Here is a 14090-nt window from a genome sequence, read left to right on the forward strand (position 1 = left end):
CTCAACGATAGACGGAGTCTGAAGTGGTCTATATTATTTATAGATATTACTGTTAGAACACTCGAAATGTACGCCCGGAACACTATCGACCGAGTTTCTACTAGTAGGCTCGGTGGACGTGAAATCGGTGTGTTTACTGACTGAACCTCAACGTACCAACGAAACCTATTGTCTACTCGTTTTCGAGCGCGTCGTAAATGTCGCGGTGTTCGTCCCGGTCTGCCTTGGCGACTCGTCGCACCAATTCTCGACGAATATCGTCCATCACGTCGTCGAGCGGGGTACGGTCACCAGTCTGTTCTTCCGTCGCCATGAGTGGTTGTTGTCTACGAGTCCGGTTAATCGTTCGGGTCCGTCGAGTCGTCGGACAGTTGGTTGAGCCCATACTCTACGAGGTCGCCTCGCCATCGTGCGATGACTTCGTTCAGATCCACCTCGGTCGTGTGCGTTCGGAGATATTCGAGCACGTCGTCTTCATCGACCGTCCGCTCGTCCGTCTCGAACTGCTTCAGTATCTCCCTGATCTCGTCGTCGTACTCGAACCGATGCCCGTTGAGCAGATAGAATACTGTCGTCGTGTTGAGCGCGGTTCGCTTGTTCCCGTCCACGAACGGGTGATTGGCCACGAGGAGCCGAAGCAGGTGGAACGCTTTCTCGTGAATCGTTTCAGGGACCTCACCGTAACTCCCCTCGCTGACGTACGTCAGCGCGAATTCGATATCCCCGCGGTTCTGGACGCCGGGACTGGTGTCCGGATACTCGGAGACGATGTCCTCGTGGATGTCGAGAACGTCGTCGACCGACGGATACCAGAGCGAGTCGGTCATTGTCGGAGCATCACGCTGAACGGACCTATTGGTTTCTCTCTCCGAGGGTGTGTCTCGGACGTACTCTACAGACGGGTTGTGGACGGAACGAATAGACTGGTAGGCTGGAGTGGCAGGTGAACGGTTCGGTTCAACAGAGTGGAAATACGGTGTATGTTCGAGTATTCCGAGAACCGACCGTGCTGACTCTGCGCCCTGTATGCAGCACGACTAGCCGGAGCTGACAAATGTCAGTACTCCCGGCAGACCTCATTCCAAGCTCGTCATCATCGACTGTTCCCAAACTCCGTAGGAAGAGCAGTTACTAGGGGCGAACAGGTTTCAACGGCAGACGTGACTGAAACGATTTGTATTATTTTCAAATAATTTTAATTGCATATGGAAATGTGCGCCCGGAACACTACCGGCCGATTTTCTACTAGTAGGGCCGGTGGAAGTGAAATTGATGTGTTCTCCGACTGAACCGCAGCGTACCGTCGAAAGCTAGTGCCTACGCGTTTTCGAGGGCGTCGTAGATGTTGCGGTGTTCGTCCCGGTCTGCCTTGGCGACTCGTCGCACCAGTTCTCGACGAATATCGTCCACACGTCGTCGAGCGGGGTACGGTCGCCGGTGTGGCTATCGGATGTCATCCTGTCCGTCCTGATTAGGCGTGGCGGTCGATCCACTCACAGAACGCGTCGAAGTCGTTGGCCCCGGCACTGTCGGCGATGCCACGGAGCGTTCCGGTCCGAAGCTCGTCGTGTAACGGAACTGTGACTCGCCGTCGGTCGTCCACGTTCGTGGGGTGCTCGTAGTAGAGTTGTGCGTGATCGCCAGTCGTCCGTCGCCACTCGAAGCCCCCGACGTTGACCAGGACCTTCACGACTTCCATGCCGGAGAACGTCCGTCTGCCCATCGATTAGTCGAGCACGTCCGGTGGGTCCCGGTCACCGGTCCTGTTGTCGGCCGGGTCGATTCCCATCTCACGGAGTTCCTCGTCGGTCGGCTCTCTCCCGATCTCGTCGTTGTGGAGCGCAACCGCCTCGTCGAGGTTTTCTAGTGCACCCGTTCTGGACTGGCCTTGCGTCGTGACTCCGGTTTCGACGTGTTTGGCGACCCACCAATCGTCCTCGCGCCACAGACGAATCTCGTCGGTGTGAGTCGCTCCGTCTCTGGTCGAACTGGCCATTCTAGCTACGGATAGTGCAACGCGTCGAATAAGCGTTTGGTCGGTGGCTATCCGAACGTCTCACATCTATCCAGATTCCTCGAACAGTCGGAGTAGCCGGGATAGCCCACTGACCGAAGAAGGTCGACACATGTAATCTACTTCAGGAATGACCTTGGCACGGACGGATTCCGAGTCGTGGATGTCGATATCCTGGTACTATATCGTCAGCAATTGCCTGCTGAATACAGAGGGTGAGCCCAGCAGGCAATCAACGACCAAACACTCACTCTGTGTACATTCGCAATACGCCGAGTCTTAGACAGAAAACCTACAATTACAGGTTACGAAATCGGGGCTTGGAATGTACTGGGCTGAAGTTCTCTTTGGGAGTAACGATGTGGACTTGAGGACATCAATAGTCGGGTCTCTTGCCGTCTCATTCGTCGTCGCAATCGGTTATCTAACAGGTGTCTTCGGCTCTGCTTCGTTTGTTTCGTGGGGTGGCCCGAGCCCCCCGTTCATTGCGACACTCATCGCAATAATATCGTCCAGTGTACTCGCGTACTTCAGTCGCGGGTTCATTCTGGGTCTTGCCAGTTCCTGTTTCGTGTTTCTCCACAGGCCTTGTCGAAGTGTTCTTCCTATACCAAGGGTTCACGGTCACAGAGCGATTGGGTTTTCTCTTCGACCTTGATTTCCTCATCGTCTCATGGGGGTGTTTATTCGGCTGTATCGGGTACGTGGGCGGGGAGTTGCTTCGCCGCCAGATTAGACGCAGGTAATCAGAATCCAGTAAGAAGAACGGTTACTACCAAAGAACCGGACTCATCGGTAGATCACAACTGAATCGAGATATATTATTTACAAATATTTCTAATAATATACTCGAAATGTACGCCCGGAACACTACCGAGCGAGTTTCTACTAGTAGACTCGGTGAACCTGAAATCTGATAGTACGACCCAGCTAACTAGCGCAACCGAGACTATACTGTTCGACGGTAGTTTCCACTGCTTTTCCAGAAGTCGGAGTCGGACGGCGGACTGGAGATCGCAGGTCTGTTCGGTATCCGAGTAAGGCATGATGTAATACGCGTTCTTACCAGACAAATGGCGGATAATTTTTGTCAACCATGCAACCATCCTTGAGCATGGTTTCCGGTTGGCGATTGGTCAGAGTAGGTGCTTCTCTCACATTGTCTATCGGTATTGGTCTGCTTGCGGTTACGGTTACACTCGTTCGAGAACCGGGTACAGCAGGTCCGCTGTCCATGCTGATTAGTGTCGGAGGTTCGTTCCTCGTAGCATACGTTTTGTTGCAGCAAAATCCTCGAATCTCGGAACGGAGTCTATGGCTGTTCGGTGGACTCACTTTCGTCCTTTTCGTACTCGGGAACGTCGCCGCGGCAAACGCAATCTATGCTCCCATGGGAGAAGAGTCTCTGCTTCTAATCGGTGGGTTATGGCTCCTTTCCCTAGCGGTTGCGTATGCTACGGGTTTCGGAGGTGTGTACGTCCGGATTAAACGACGAGTTAGTTCGCGCTAGATTCCTGTAGCTGAACGTCCGTGGTACAGCAGTACACTAATTACATCAGCACACTAATTTCATCCCATGCCTGTGAGCATCGACGACTTCGAGTCGGGAGATCTCCCACAGGGGCCGACGATCCCCGAGCAGGTGGTTACGTATCTGTACACGCACCGCGACCAGGCGTTCACCCGGTCTGAAATCGCCAGTGCTATCGGCGAGAACCCAAACGCAGTCGGAACCGCCCTCTCGCGGCTGAAGGCACGTAATCTGGTTCGGCACCGAGGAGAATACTGGGCAATCACCCCCGACGAAAGCCGCCTCGCTGACGCATACGACCTCCACATCGAAAGTGAGCGATTGGACGAGAACGATGGCGGCATCGACGCCGACGAATGGGACTCTACGGCTCCGGACACACCGCATCCGAGTGAACGGGACGTGAGTGAGGACGAGTCCTAAATGCAACCGGAGCGCGGCGACGTCGTACGGAGTTCGGATCCGTTCAAACTCGGGACTGATAGACAGCGTCCGTGGCTAATCGTCAACAACGAAACGCACCCCTTCGACGGCGAACAGTACATTTCAGTCGCCATCTCGACGAAGGCGTACGACGATTCGCTTGCACTCTCAGACGACGTCTGGGAAATAGGAGGTGTGCCTCGGGCATCGTACGTCGCCCCGTGGGCTGTACACTCTCCACGAAGTGAGGATTTCGTCGCCTGGCAAGGCCGCGTGACGGATGCGTTCGTTGAACAGGTCGTAACCAAACTGGAGACGTATCTACGCTAAGGTAGAGTGTGCGCCCGGAACACTAACGTCCGGCATCATCCTGGGCGGTGTGCCAGGTCAGCCGACAAACCCTCGTGCCGGGCGGTCGCCAGAAGGCGACGGGTCTGCTGTGTCACGCGCCCGGGTTCTCCGGTCTGTCATCGTCCCGATGTCGGGCCTCGGCCGGGGATTGAAGGCACGTACTCTAGACTATCGGGTCGGGACACCTAAGCGTGACGTTCGGGTCGGCAACGGCCTGGCGTCGGCCTACACCGTGTAATCGGACTCGCGCAACTGGACGTACCGGCCGTTCCGGTAGCCGAACTTGCCCCACTTGTAGGACAGCACCATCTTCAGGCCGTAGTAGCCGCCCCGGAGCGCCGCGTCGGCCTTGATGCCGCGGGCGTCCATGAGGTCGTTTGCGGTGCCGAAGGCCCGGTCCCAGTCGGCCGGGCCCCAGTCGCGGACGATGTCGGCGAAGGTGACGTTCCGGAGTATCTCGTCGCCGATGGCGGCGTGCCACTCGTCGTTGTACCGTTCGAGACGGCCCTGGGCGGCGAGTCGGCCGGCGATCTTCCCGGTTCGGACCGCGACGTGGTCGCCGCCCTCGTGGAACGCCGACGTCGCGCCCATCGCCCCGCCGGCGACGGCGATGCCCGCCCGGCAGGGCGATTCGATGGGGCGCGTCGAGGAGATGGGGTAGGTCTCCGACCCGCCGGACTTCCCCCTGTTTTCGACCAACGGGAAGTCGGCGAGGTCGTAGTCGGGGAACTGCCGTTCGAGCAGTCGCTCGATGTACTCGTTCCCGCGGGGGATCCCCTCGTCCTCGGGGCGCAGCAGGTCCCACTCGCTCTTGTCGTAGTCGGCGATGTCGAGGCCGATAGGCATCGTCAGGCCGATGCGGGCCACCGGCGGGTCGTTGGGGAATATCCAGGGATAGGCCGTGTGGCCGGGCATGATACCCCACCAGAAGTCGATGAAGTCCGGGTCGAACAGCTCCTCGGGCATCCGGCGGTGTTCCTGGTAGGCGATGTGGTTGGCCGACGTCGAGGGGAGAATCTCTGCCATCGAGCGGCCGTCGGGCAGGAACTGGTCGAGGGTCCCGCTGGTCACGGTGCGCTGGGGCCCGTCGGCCAGCACGACGGCGTCGGCCCGGAGGTCCTCGCCGTCGGCGAGGGAGACCGTGTGGCGTGGCGTCCGGGAGAGGTCCGACTCGACCCCGGTGACGCTGACGCCCGTCCGGTAGTCCGCGCCGGCTTCGAGGGCCCGCTCGCGGAGCCAGTCGTCGAACTTCGCGCGGTGGAACGTGAACCCGAACCCGTCGTAGGTCGCGTCGATGCCCGTCTCGGTCAGTTCGAGTTCGCTGTCGGGGCCGTAGAACCTCGCTCCCTCGAGTTCGCTCAGTACTACGTCCTCGGGGAACTCGCCGGGCTCGAATTCCATGATGTCGAGCCAGTAATCGAGCAGTCCGGCCGCGTCCGTCGAGTCCGGACCCAACCCTTCGCGGTCGGCCCTGGGGACCCCCTTCTCCAGGACCACAGCGTCGGCGCCGTGGGCGGCCGCGGCCCGGGCAGCCGAGGACCCGGCCGGGCCGCCGCCGACGATTGCGACGTCTACGTCTTCCATACGCACAGTCGTGCCGCCCCGGTGGCTAAAACCTATTGTCTCGGACCGCTCGAGTGCCCGTCTCGCGGCCGTTCGCCGTCACAATTTTGCCAGTCCGGTGAGCAGGCCACCTATGCGCGATATCGACGCACGGAGGCCACGATGACAGACATCCTCGTGATGCGACACAACATCCACGGGATCCCTATCGACCGGTACGTGACCGCGCTCAGAGACCGCCTGCCCGACTACGACGTCGCCGTCGCACGGACACCGGCGGAAGAGCGCGAAATGGTCGCCGACGCGACGGTCCTGACGGGCGTGACGCTCCCGCAGGCGGTCCTCGACCGGGCCGAATCCCTGGAGCTGTTCGCCAGCATCTTCGCGGGCTACGACCACCTACCGCTCTCGGAACTTGCGGCCCACGACGTCGCCCTGACGACGGCCTCCGGCGTCCACGGCCCCAACATCGCCGAGTACGTCATCGGGAGCTGGCTGTCGTTCGCGCGTGACTTCCTCACCGCCCGCGAGCAACAGAGCGCGCACGTCTGGCAGTCGTTCCCCTCGACGGACTTCGCGGGGAGTACCGTCTGTGTCGTCGGTCTCGGCGCCATCGGCCAGTCGATCGTCGACCGGCTGGGCGGGTTCGACGTCGACACCGTCGGCGTCCGGTACTCGCCAGAGAAAGGGGGACCGACCGACGAGGTGTACGGCTTCGACGAGATCCACGAGGCCGTCGTCGACGCGGAGTACGTCGGTATCGCGTGCCCGCTGACCGAGACCACGCGACACCTCTTCGACGCGGAGGTCTTCGATACGATGCGGCCGTCCGCGGTCGTCTCGAACGTCGCCCGCGGGCCCGTCGTCGAGACGGACGCGCTGGTCGACGCGCTCCAGCACAACGGTATCGGCGGCGCGGCGCTTGACGTCACCGACCCCGAACCGCTGCCCAACGACCACCCGCTCTGGGACTTCGACAACGTGCTCATCACGCCACACAACGCTGGCCACACCGAGTCGTACTTCCAGCGCCTGGCGGACATCGTCGCGGAGAACGTCCGCCGCCACGAGGAGACGGGGACCTGGGACGACCTCAGGAACCAGGTCGACCTGTAGGTGCTGTTGACGGCGGGGAGACGCGTCGCTCCGACCCGTAGCTCCTCGAAGAATCCGCGGGCGTCGGCTCCTTACAGGTAGCCGCGCTGCTGGAGGAGCTCGCCGTTCAGCACGCTCGCACCGGCGGCGCCGCGCATCGTGTTGTGGGCGAGGCAGTTGAACTGGACGCCCTTCGTCGTCGTCTGGAATCCGCCGACGGCGACGCCCATGCCGTCCTCGACGTTCCGGTCGAGGCGCGGCTGTGGGCGGTCGGGCTCCTCGAAGACGGTGATGAGTCGCTCGGGCGAGGACGGGAGGTCGATGCCGGTGACCTCAGCCATCGCGTCCTCCGCTTCGTCGGCAGTGACGTCCTCGGCCGTGTCGGCCCAGACGTTCTCCAGGTGGCCGTCGAGCGTCGCGATGCGGTTACACGAGGCCGCGACGTCCATGTCGTGGAGGCTGACCTCCGCGCCGTCGAACGAGCCAAGCAGTTTCCGGGATTCGGTCTCCATCTTCTCCTCCTCGCCGCCGATGTGCGGAATCGCGTTGTCGATGATCTCCATCGACGTGACGCCGGAGTAGCCCGCGCCCGAGACGGCCTGGAGCGTCGAGACGTTCACGTCGGTCAGGCCGAAGGCCTGATCGAGGGCGGCCAGCGGCGGGACCATCGTGATGGTCGAGCAGTTGGGGTTCTTCAGGAGCGCGCCGTCCCACCCGCGCTCGTCGCGCTGGACCTCGATGAGGTCGACGTGGTCGGCGTTGATCTCGGGGATGGTCAGCGGGACGTCCGGGTCCATCCGGCCGTTCGAGGAGTTCGAGGAGACGACGTAGCCCGCCTCACAGAACTCCGGTTCGACCTCGGCCCCGACGCTCGAGGGGAGCGACGAGAAGATGAGGTCAACGTCGTCCGGGACGTCCTCGGGGGTCGTCGCCCCGACCTCGATGTCGGCGACGTCGTCGGGGATGGGTGAGTTGACCCGCCACTTGGCGGCTTCCCTGTAGGTCTTTCCGGCACTCGATTCGCTCGCGGTCAGTGCGGCGATCTCGAACTCCGGGTGCGGGTCGAGCAGCTGGATGAGCCGCTGTCCCACTGCCCCGGTCGCGCCGAGAACGCCTACGCGTACAGACATTGTGCTACCGGTCTGCGTCGGGTACACTAAGCAGTTTGGGTATCGTCCACCGCTGTCAATGCGCCGTCAGATTCAGTGCTCGACCAGCGTGTCCTCGAAGGCCCACGTGACGACCCGCGCCTCCACCAGGTCGCGCTCGTCGACGTATGGGTCCTCGGGGTCCGAGAGCACCGCTGCCGCCGACTCGCGCATCTCGCGCTCGAGGTCGCTGTGGTCCGGTTCGTCGCGGACGTCGTTCAGCAGCGCCTCGAAGTCCTCGCGCAGGTCGAAGGGGGCGTGGGCGACGTTACACCGTGAGAGGGGGCTCATCCCGGTTTCCAGCACCAGGTCGCGGACCGTCTCCCAGCCGCGCTCGCAAAAGTAGATGGACACCTCCCCGACGATGTCGCGCCAGGCGATGGCCGTCGAGTGTTTCAGCAGCGGGACGGCACGCGGAGGCAGGTCGATACGCGTCTCGATGTCCGGGTTTCCACACAGACAACAGGCTGTCTCCGTCTTCCCCGTGTACATGTCGCCGTGTTGGGCCGGACGGACTTGTGTGTGCCGCTCCCGGGCGAGGCGACACGGAACGTTTTACTCGCCGGAGCGGGGACCGGAGCGTATGGATACGGCCGAGCGACTCGACCTGGTGACGAGACACACACAGGAGGTCGTCACGGAAGACGAACTCGAAGCACTGCTCGACGACGACCCATCGGCCTACATCGGCTACGCGCCGACCGGCGAGATGCACATCGGCCACTTCACGACGATGCGGAAGCTCGCGGACTTCCTGCAGGCTGGCGTCGAGGTGACGGTGCTCATCGCCGACCTGCACGCCCACCTCGACGACAACAAGAGCCCGTTCGACCTGCTCGACGCCCGCTCTGAGTACTACGAGGTCGCCATCGAGGCGATGATCGACGCGGCCGGTGCCGACCCCGACGATATCGAGTTCGTCCGCGGGACGGAGTTCCAGCTCGACGAGGAGTACACCCTCGAGATGTACCGGATGGCCGCGGAGACGACAATCTCGCGCTCCCAGCGCGCCGCGAGCGAGGTCGTCCGGGAGTCCGAGAGCCCGAAACTCGGCGGCTTGCTGTACCCGCTCATGCAGACCCTCGACGTGAAGGCGCTCGACGCGGACATCGCCTACGGCGGCGTCGACCAACGCGGCATCTACATGCTCTCGCGCGAGATTCTTCCGGATCACGGCGGCGACGCCCCCGTCTGCCTGTTTGCCCCGCTCCTCTCGGGGCTCTATGGCGACAAGATGAGCGCCTCCGAGGAGGAATCGAAGATCAACTTGACGGACAGCCCAGAGGAAGTCGAAGAGAAGATCGGCCAGGCGTACTGTCCGGCCGGCGAACTGGAGGACAACGGCGTCCTGGAGTACCTCGACCACCTCGTCTTCCCGGTGCTCGAAGAGCGCGGCGAGGACTTCGTCGTCGAACGACCCGAGGAGTACGGTGGCGACCTCGTCTACGAGGCCTACGACGCCGTCGAAGCGGAATTCCTGAGCGGCGAACTGCACCCCGCGGACCTCAAGCCCGCGGCGGCGTCGGCGATCTCCGACGTCATCGACCCCGTGCGGGAGCGACTGCGCGAGGAGGCCGACCTGCTGGCCGAGGCCTACCCCGACGTGTACGGCGAGTAGCGAGGGGGCGCCCACGCAGCGGGACCGACAGTCGTCGTGCTCCGCGACATTTCTCGAGCCGGTCCGTAACTCTGAGTGACCGGGTCACGGTCGAGCCACGCTGTCGAAACCCGTAAGCCGCCGGTTCACCCAGTCGGTGACATGGACGAGCGGTCCCGCCACGGCGTCCGCGAGACGTACGAGGTCATCGGCGAGCACTTCTCGAAGACGCGCGAGTACGCCTGGCCCGAGGTGGAGGCGTTCGTCGGGACGGGCCGAGACGTCGACACCGCACTCGACCTCGGGTGTGGCAACGGCCGTCACGCTGCGCTGCTCGCCGACGTCGCGAGCCGCGTCGTGGGCGTCGACGCGAGTCGTGCGCTCCTGTCGGCGGCCCACGAGCGGGTGGGCGGCGACGTCGCCCTGGTTCAGGGAGACGCCTCGCGGTTGCCGCTGGTAGCCGATAGCGTCGACCTGGCGGTCTACGTCGCGACGTTACACCACCTCCCGACGGCGGATGACAGGGCGGCAAGCCTCGACGAACTCGCTCGCGTCCTCGCTCCGGACGGCCAGGCCCTCGTGAGTGTCTGGAGCACCGCACACGACCGCTTCGACGCCGACGCGGAGGCGGCGACTGGATTCGACACCACCGTCGACTGGACGCTCCCCGGCGGGGATACGGTCCCGCGGTTCTATCACATCTACGCACCGGCTGAGTTCCGTGCCGCCCTGGACGCGCGTGCGCTGCAGGTCGTCGACTTCGAGGTCTCGAGCGGGAACTGTTATGCCGTCGTCGAACCGGAAGGGAAACGCCCTTAACGGACACCCGGGTAAGACCAGGTACGTTCGCGACACGGCGTGCCCGTGAACGGACGTCCGACCCGAGCGGCGGTGGTCTAGTGGTAGGACCTGAGCCTTCCAAGCTCATGGCCCGGGTTCAAATCCCGGCCGCCGCATTCTGCGAGGAACGAACGCGAGCAGCGAATGTTGTACAGAGGGATTTGAATCAAAACGGGTGAAGAACCGGTGTCACACCCATCGAGCCGTCACGGCTCGACGTCTTCCCACACGTCGGAGGTTATCGAGGCGTCGGGGTTGTCCGGGTGCGTGATGGTCAGTGTATCCTGGCGTGTCTCGCCGACGAGTTCGACTGCGTTTCGCTCCGAACGGTTCCGCGCCGGATACGTGAACGGACGGCGCCGGTCGGGGAGTCCGGCGACGCTCCCCCCTTGTGGTGGGTCGACGGCCGTGTCCGCCAGCGAGTCTCCCGATACTTCCGTTCTGTCCCTGTCGTCGCCCTCCGGGACGACTCGCCGGACACCCGGCACGCGCCGGAGCACCTCCGTCAGTCCGTCCAGCACCCGTCGCGTCAGCGACCGGTCGTCCGCGTCGTCTCGCGGTACGGATTGCCCACCCGTTCCCCCACCCTTGGGTGTGACACTCATACCCAGAGATATGTTACCTGGATACAAAATCGTTGTGTCACGCCCTCGCTCAGAGCTCGATTCGCTCGACGATCTGGTCGCCGTTGTCGTGACTGTTGATGGCCACGATGCGGACCTGGCCCTCCAGGCCGGACTGGTTCAGCTTGGCTTTCAGGAGGTTGTCGACCTGGTAGACGCCGGCCGCGTTGTTCATGGTTATCTCGACCAGCACGGGGAAGTCCTCCCCGGGGTTCAGCTCCACCCGCTCGATGGCCTGGCTGGAGACGGTATTGATACCGCGGCCGCCGCTCTCGTAGGGGATTCGAGAGCGTCCACGTTCCATGTCCAGTGCGTCCGCGACGCGTACCACGCCAGCCTCGAGCGTCAGGGGAGTCTCCTCGGTGTGGTGACAGAGGATGGCGTGAAGCACCTCCCCCTTCACGCGGATCGCCTCGGGCACGTCGTAGAACTCGGGCAGGAAGTCGTCGAGGATGTCGGCCGCCAGCGGGATCGAGTAGTACGGGTGAGAGTCCCGGTGGACGACGTGGCCGATGTCGTGCAGCGTGGCGGCGAGCGCGATGATGACGGCCTCGTCGGCTTCCTCGAGGCCCTGGTCGCTCGCGCCGTTGAACTCGACGTCGCCTCGCTTGAGGAGGTCGTACAGGCACAGTGCCCGGTGGCGGACGATATCGATGTGTTTCGCGCCGTGGTCGTTGTACCGCATCCGCTTGACTGGGTTGACGTTCTGTGCGTCGAGATAGGTCTGTATCCGCTCGTTCTCGGCGATCGAGTGGAGCACTGCGTTCACGCGGCCGTCGGGGAAGGCGTGCTGAGAGTCCTCGTCGTAGTGCCGGCCGCCGTGGGTGGCATCGTCGCTACTCATACTCTCGAAGAGGCGGGCCGACACAAAAAGGGCTTCCCGGGGAGTCAGTCGTCGCGGACAGCCTCCAGGACCTCGTCGTAGTCCGGTTCGACGCCGGGGTCGTCGCTGACCCAGGCGTAAGAGACACTTCGATCCGTGTCGACGACGTATACCGCTCGCTTTGCGAGGTTCCGGACGCCGCTCGATTCGAAGTCCATCGAGATGTCGTAGGCGTCGACTATCTCGCGGTTGGTGTCGCTTACCAGGCCGAACTCGAGTCCGAGCTGGGCACGGAACTCGTTGAGGGTGAACGGCGTGTCGATGCTGGCGCCGTAGACGTCGGCGCCTGTGTCCGCGAACTCACCGAGCCGGTCCTGGAACGTGCTCATCTCGTGACTGCAGGTACTGGTGAACGCGGCAGGGAAGAACGCGAGGACGACTGGCTGATCGCTGACGGCCTCCGAGAGCGTGAACTGGTCGACGGTGCCGTTGGCGAGCGGTGCAGTGAAGTCCGGGGCGGTGTCACCGACAGTAATCATGTCCGGCGGGCGTTTGCAGTGGGCGCTGATAGCCCTTGGGAAAGAGTCCGACCGATCGAGGATGATGGCCCCGCCGTGGGCCGGTTCGCTGCCGCCGGAAAATCCATCAACGGCGGCCCAGGAACGGGACTTTTGCAAAGACTATAATAACAACCACGTAAACTCCGGTTACAATGGCAGCACCATTCGTACCACTGTTCCCCGGCATGCCGGGGACGACGGAGATGATGGTCATCCTCCTCATCGCCGTCCTCCTGTTCGGAGCGAACAAGATCCCCAAACTCGCCCGGTCGACCGGTGAGGCGATGGGCGAGTTCCAGAAGGGGCGCGAGGAAGTCGAGCAGGAGCTCGAGGAGATGCGTTCGGGGGCGACGGGCGAGGCCGATTCCGAGACGACCGAGGTCACCGAGGCCGACGCCGATACCAGCACCGAGACCGAGAAGTAACTCCGCTCCATCTTCCTCCGCTTTTCGACGCCGCCAGCGGTAGCGAAAGCGTTTTTCACACGCTCCCCGACGACCCGGTAGGGCGTGTGGCCTAGTGGACGAGGGCGAGGGGTTCCTAACCCCTCGATCGCGGGTTCGAATCCCGCCACGCCCGTGCAGCGACCGAAGGGAGCGAACCGGCATGGCGGGATTCTAATCAGGGAGGTCGTGCGCAGGAAGCGAGCACGTCCGACCGTGGTTCGAATCCCGCCACGGCCGCTCACTCGCTTCGCTCGTTCCCGGCCGTGGCGTAGTTCGCAAAGCCTCCGGCTTTGCTCACTCCCGCCACGCCCGTAGTGGGTGAGCGACAGCGAAGCCTGGAGGGCGACCATCGATTCGCAACCCTACCAGAGGCAGCGCCGAGCGGAGTGAGGCGACCGTCCCGCTCCGGCTCGAGTCCCAGAGAGAAGACCAGTGGAGACGGGCTTATTCGACGACGACAGTGCCTTTCATCCCGAGTGAGACGTGGGGTTCACACTGGTAGAGGTAGGTTCCGGCCTCCTCGAAGGTGTGTTCGAAGGTCGTCCCCTCCTCGGCGACGGCCGAACCGGAGTCGAACGCGCCGTCCTCCTCGACGACGTTGTGGGTGCCGCCCGCGCCGGTCCACTCCCAGACGACGGTCGTTCCCGTCGAGACGGAGATGGCGACCGGTTCGAAGGCGAAGGCGCCGCCGTTGCCCTCGGCGCCGACCATGACCGTCACCTCGCCCTGCCCGGTCATGTCCTGGACCTGGCCCTCGAAGTTGGAAGCGTCGCTCAGGTAGTCCGAGACCTCGCTACTGGCGTCGCTGCTGCCGGAGCCACCGTCACCGCCGTCGCCGCCCGAACCGCCGTCACCACCGTCGCCGCCCGAACCGCCGTCACCACCGTCGCCGCCATCGCCACCACAGCCAGCGAGCATCGAGACGGCCGAGACAGCAGCGGTACTACGGAGGAACGTCCGTCGATCCAGGTTTGGTTGCATACACGCATTTGTTGGGATTCGAGACATAAAAGGAGGGCGTTTTCCGGACCACCAGAACGGGCTCAGGGACCACTCTACCCGGAGAATACGCACGA

Annotated in this window: 17 protein-coding genes and 2 tRNA genes; 8 read left to right on the forward strand and 11 right to left on the reverse strand. The window is 62.9% G+C overall.

The features are described 5' to 3' along the window. Positions 1-172: 172 nt before the first annotated feature. The 4 genes from P1N55_RS02470 to P1N55_RS02485 form a co-directional block, all read right to left on the reverse strand. The gene (locus P1N55_RS02470; protein WP_276277437.1) at positions 173-313 is read right to left on the reverse strand and encodes a hypothetical protein; all 141 of its coding nucleotides are present in this window, start codon (positions 311-313) and stop codon (positions 173-175) included. Positions 314-338: 25 nt separating this feature from the next. Then, positions 339-827, reverse strand: coding sequence for a type II toxin-antitoxin system death-on-curing family toxin (locus P1N55_RS02475; RefSeq protein WP_276277438.1), 489 nt, complete (start codon positions 825-827; stop codon positions 339-341). Positions 828-1471: 644 nt separating this feature from the next. After that, positions 1472-1723: a type II toxin-antitoxin system HicA family toxin gene (locus P1N55_RS02480; RefSeq protein WP_276277439.1), complete on the reverse strand. Its 252-nt coding sequence runs from the start codon at positions 1721-1723 to the stop codon at positions 1472-1474. Positions 1724-1726: 3 nt separating this feature from the next. Next, entirely contained in the window at positions 1727-1996 is a 270-nt protein-coding gene (locus tag P1N55_RS02485) for a type II toxin-antitoxin system HicB family antitoxin (protein WP_276277440.1), read from the reverse strand. A gap of 1594 nt (positions 1997-3590) precedes the next feature. On the opposite strand from P1N55_RS02485, the gene P1N55_RS02490 reads away from it, so the two are divergent. After that, on the forward strand, positions 3591-3968 hold the full coding sequence (locus P1N55_RS02490) for a hypothetical protein (protein ID WP_346429992.1): 378 nt from the start codon (positions 3591-3593) through the stop codon (positions 3966-3968). Next, on the forward strand, positions 3969-4298 hold the full coding sequence (locus P1N55_RS02495) for a hypothetical protein (RefSeq protein WP_276277442.1): 330 nt from the start codon (positions 3969-3971) through the stop codon (positions 4296-4298). A 246-nt stretch (positions 4299-4544) separates the two neighbouring features. Here P1N55_RS02495 and P1N55_RS02500 read toward each other — a convergent pair whose 3' ends face one another. Beyond that, positions 4545-5903: an NAD(P)/FAD-dependent oxidoreductase gene (locus P1N55_RS02500; protein WP_276277443.1), complete on the reverse strand. Its 1359-nt coding sequence runs from the start codon at positions 5901-5903 to the stop codon at positions 4545-4547. 141 nt (positions 5904-6044) lie between these two features. Between P1N55_RS02500 and P1N55_RS02505 the strand changes: the two genes are divergently transcribed. After that, positions 6045-6998 carry a D-2-hydroxyacid dehydrogenase gene (locus P1N55_RS02505; protein WP_276277444.1) on the forward strand — a complete coding sequence of 318 codons (954 nt, stop codon included), beginning with the start codon at positions 6045-6047 and terminating at the stop codon, positions 6996-6998. 71 nt (positions 6999-7069) lie between these two features. On the opposite strand, the gene asd is transcribed toward P1N55_RS02505, so the two are convergent. After that, complete coding sequence (gene asd, locus P1N55_RS02510; protein WP_276277445.1) at positions 7070-8107, reverse strand: aspartate-semialdehyde dehydrogenase; 1038 nt, start codon at positions 8105-8107, stop codon at positions 7070-7072. A 72-nt stretch (positions 8108-8179) separates the two neighbouring features. Beyond that, complete coding sequence (locus P1N55_RS02515; RefSeq protein ID WP_276277446.1) at positions 8180-8617, reverse strand: hypothetical protein; 438 nt, start codon at positions 8615-8617, stop codon at positions 8180-8182. A gap of 91 nt (positions 8618-8708) precedes the next feature. On the opposite strand from P1N55_RS02515, the gene P1N55_RS02520 reads away from it, so the two are divergent. From P1N55_RS02520 to P1N55_RS02530, 3 genes are all read left to right on the forward strand, one after another. Continuing rightward, positions 8709-9743, forward strand: coding sequence for a tyrosine--tRNA ligase (locus tag P1N55_RS02520; protein WP_276277447.1), 1035 nt, complete (start codon positions 8709-8711; stop codon positions 9741-9743). A gap of 141 nt (positions 9744-9884) precedes the next feature. Continuing rightward, positions 9885-10541 carry a class I SAM-dependent methyltransferase gene (locus tag P1N55_RS02525; protein ID WP_276277448.1) on the forward strand — a complete coding sequence of 219 codons (657 nt, stop codon included), beginning with the start codon at positions 9885-9887 and terminating at the stop codon, positions 10539-10541. 66 nt (positions 10542-10607) lie between these two features. After that, positions 10608-10678: transfer RNA gene (locus P1N55_RS02530), tRNA-Gly, on the forward strand. Between the two features lie 90 nt (positions 10679-10768). Here P1N55_RS02530 and P1N55_RS02535 read toward each other — a convergent pair. Genes P1N55_RS02535 through P1N55_RS02545 form a run of 3 tightly spaced genes read right to left on the reverse strand, consistent with a single transcriptional unit; the run spans position 10769 to position 12547 of the window. Beyond that, entirely contained in the window at positions 10769-11167 is a 399-nt protein-coding gene (locus P1N55_RS02535; protein ID WP_276277449.1) for a hypothetical protein, read from the reverse strand. A 49-nt stretch (positions 11168-11216) separates the two neighbouring features. After that, positions 11217-12029: an HD domain-containing protein gene (locus P1N55_RS02540; protein ID WP_276277450.1), complete on the reverse strand. Its 813-nt coding sequence runs from the start codon at positions 12027-12029 to the stop codon at positions 11217-11219. A gap of 44 nt (positions 12030-12073) precedes the next feature. Further along, positions 12074-12547, reverse strand: a complete 474-nt coding sequence (locus P1N55_RS02545; protein ID WP_276278666.1) for a redoxin domain-containing protein — start codon at positions 12545-12547, stop codon at positions 12074-12076. A gap of 206 nt (positions 12548-12753) precedes the next feature. Between P1N55_RS02545 and P1N55_RS02550 the strand changes: the two genes are divergently transcribed. Together P1N55_RS02550 and P1N55_RS02555 are read left to right on the forward strand one after the other, a co-directional pair. Next, positions 12754-12993: a twin-arginine translocase TatA/TatE family subunit gene (locus P1N55_RS02550; protein WP_276278667.1), complete on the forward strand. Its 240-nt coding sequence runs from the start codon at positions 12754-12756 to the stop codon at positions 12991-12993. 80 nt (positions 12994-13073) lie between these two features. After that, positions 13074-13147, forward strand: a tRNA-Arg gene (locus tag P1N55_RS02555). Positions 13148-13458: 311 nt separating this feature from the next. On the opposite strand, the gene P1N55_RS02560 is transcribed toward P1N55_RS02555, so the two are convergent. Next, positions 13459-13995 carry a halocyanin domain-containing protein gene (locus P1N55_RS02560; RefSeq protein WP_276277451.1) on the reverse strand — a complete coding sequence of 179 codons (537 nt, stop codon included), beginning with the start codon at positions 13993-13995 and terminating at the stop codon, positions 13459-13461. Between the last annotated feature and the right edge of the window lie 95 nt (positions 13996-14090).

Source organism: Haloarcula regularis (assembly GCF_029338315.1).
GTDB lineage: Archaea > Halobacteriota > Halobacteria > Halobacteriales > Haloarculaceae > Haloarcula > Haloarcula regularis.

What these genes read in the sequence shown, in the direction of transcription:
- P1N55_RS02470 (WP_276277437.1), bottom strand. Translation starts at nt 313, where the DNA reads ATGGCGACGGAAGAACAGACTGGTGACCGTACCCCGCTCGACGACGTG.
- P1N55_RS02525 (WP_276277448.1), top strand. Translation starts at nt 9,885, where the DNA reads ATGGACGAGCGGTCCCGCCACGGCGTCCGCGAGACGTACGAGGTCATC.
- P1N55_RS02480 (WP_276277439.1), bottom strand. Translation starts at nt 1,723, where the DNA reads ATGGGCAGACGGACGTTCTCCGGCATGGAAGTCGTGAAGGTCCTGGTC.
- P1N55_RS02545 (WP_276278666.1), bottom strand. Translation starts at nt 12,547, where the DNA reads ATGATTACTGTCGGTGACACCGCCCCGGACTTCACTGCACCGCTCGCC.
- P1N55_RS02535 (WP_276277449.1), bottom strand. Translation starts at nt 11,167, where the DNA reads ATGAGTGTCACACCCAAGGGTGGGGGAACGGGTGGGCAATCCGTACCG.
- P1N55_RS02495 (WP_276277442.1), top strand. Translation starts at nt 3,969, where the DNA reads ATGCAACCGGAGCGCGGCGACGTCGTACGGAGTTCGGATCCGTTCAAA.
- P1N55_RS02560 (WP_276277451.1), bottom strand. Translation starts at nt 13,995, where the DNA reads ATGCAACCAAACCTGGATCGACGGACGTTCCTCCGTAGTACCGCTGCT.
- P1N55_RS02550 (WP_276278667.1), top strand. Translation starts at nt 12,754, where the DNA reads ATGCCGGGGACGACGGAGATGATGGTCATCCTCCTCATCGCCGTCCTC.
- P1N55_RS02500 (WP_276277443.1), bottom strand. Translation starts at nt 5,903, where the DNA reads ATGGAAGACGTAGACGTCGCAATCGTCGGCGGCGGCCCGGCCGGGTCC.
- P1N55_RS02520 (WP_276277447.1), top strand. Translation starts at nt 8,709, where the DNA reads ATGGATACGGCCGAGCGACTCGACCTGGTGACGAGACACACACAGGAG.
- P1N55_RS02515 (WP_276277446.1), bottom strand. Translation starts at nt 8,617, where the DNA reads ATGTACACGGGGAAGACGGAGACAGCCTGTTGTCTGTGTGGAAACCCG.
- P1N55_RS02490 (WP_346429992.1), top strand. Translation starts at nt 3,591, where the DNA reads ATGCCTGTGAGCATCGACGACTTCGAGTCGGGAGATCTCCCACAGGGG.
- P1N55_RS02475 (WP_276277438.1), bottom strand. Translation starts at nt 827, where the DNA reads ATGACCGACTCGCTCTGGTATCCGTCGGTCGACGACGTTCTCGACATC.
- P1N55_RS02505 (WP_276277444.1), top strand. Translation starts at nt 6,045, where the DNA reads ATGACAGACATCCTCGTGATGCGACACAACATCCACGGGATCCCTATC.
- P1N55_RS02485 (WP_276277440.1), bottom strand. Translation starts at nt 1,996, where the DNA reads ATGGCCAGTTCGACCAGAGACGGAGCGACTCACACCGACGAGATTCGT.
- asd (WP_276277445.1), bottom strand. Translation starts at nt 8,107, where the DNA reads ATGTCTGTACGCGTAGGCGTTCTCGGCGCGACCGGGGCAGTGGGACAG.
- P1N55_RS02540 (WP_276277450.1), bottom strand. Translation starts at nt 12,029, where the DNA reads ATGAGTAGCGACGATGCCACCCACGGCGGCCGGCACTACGACGAGGAC.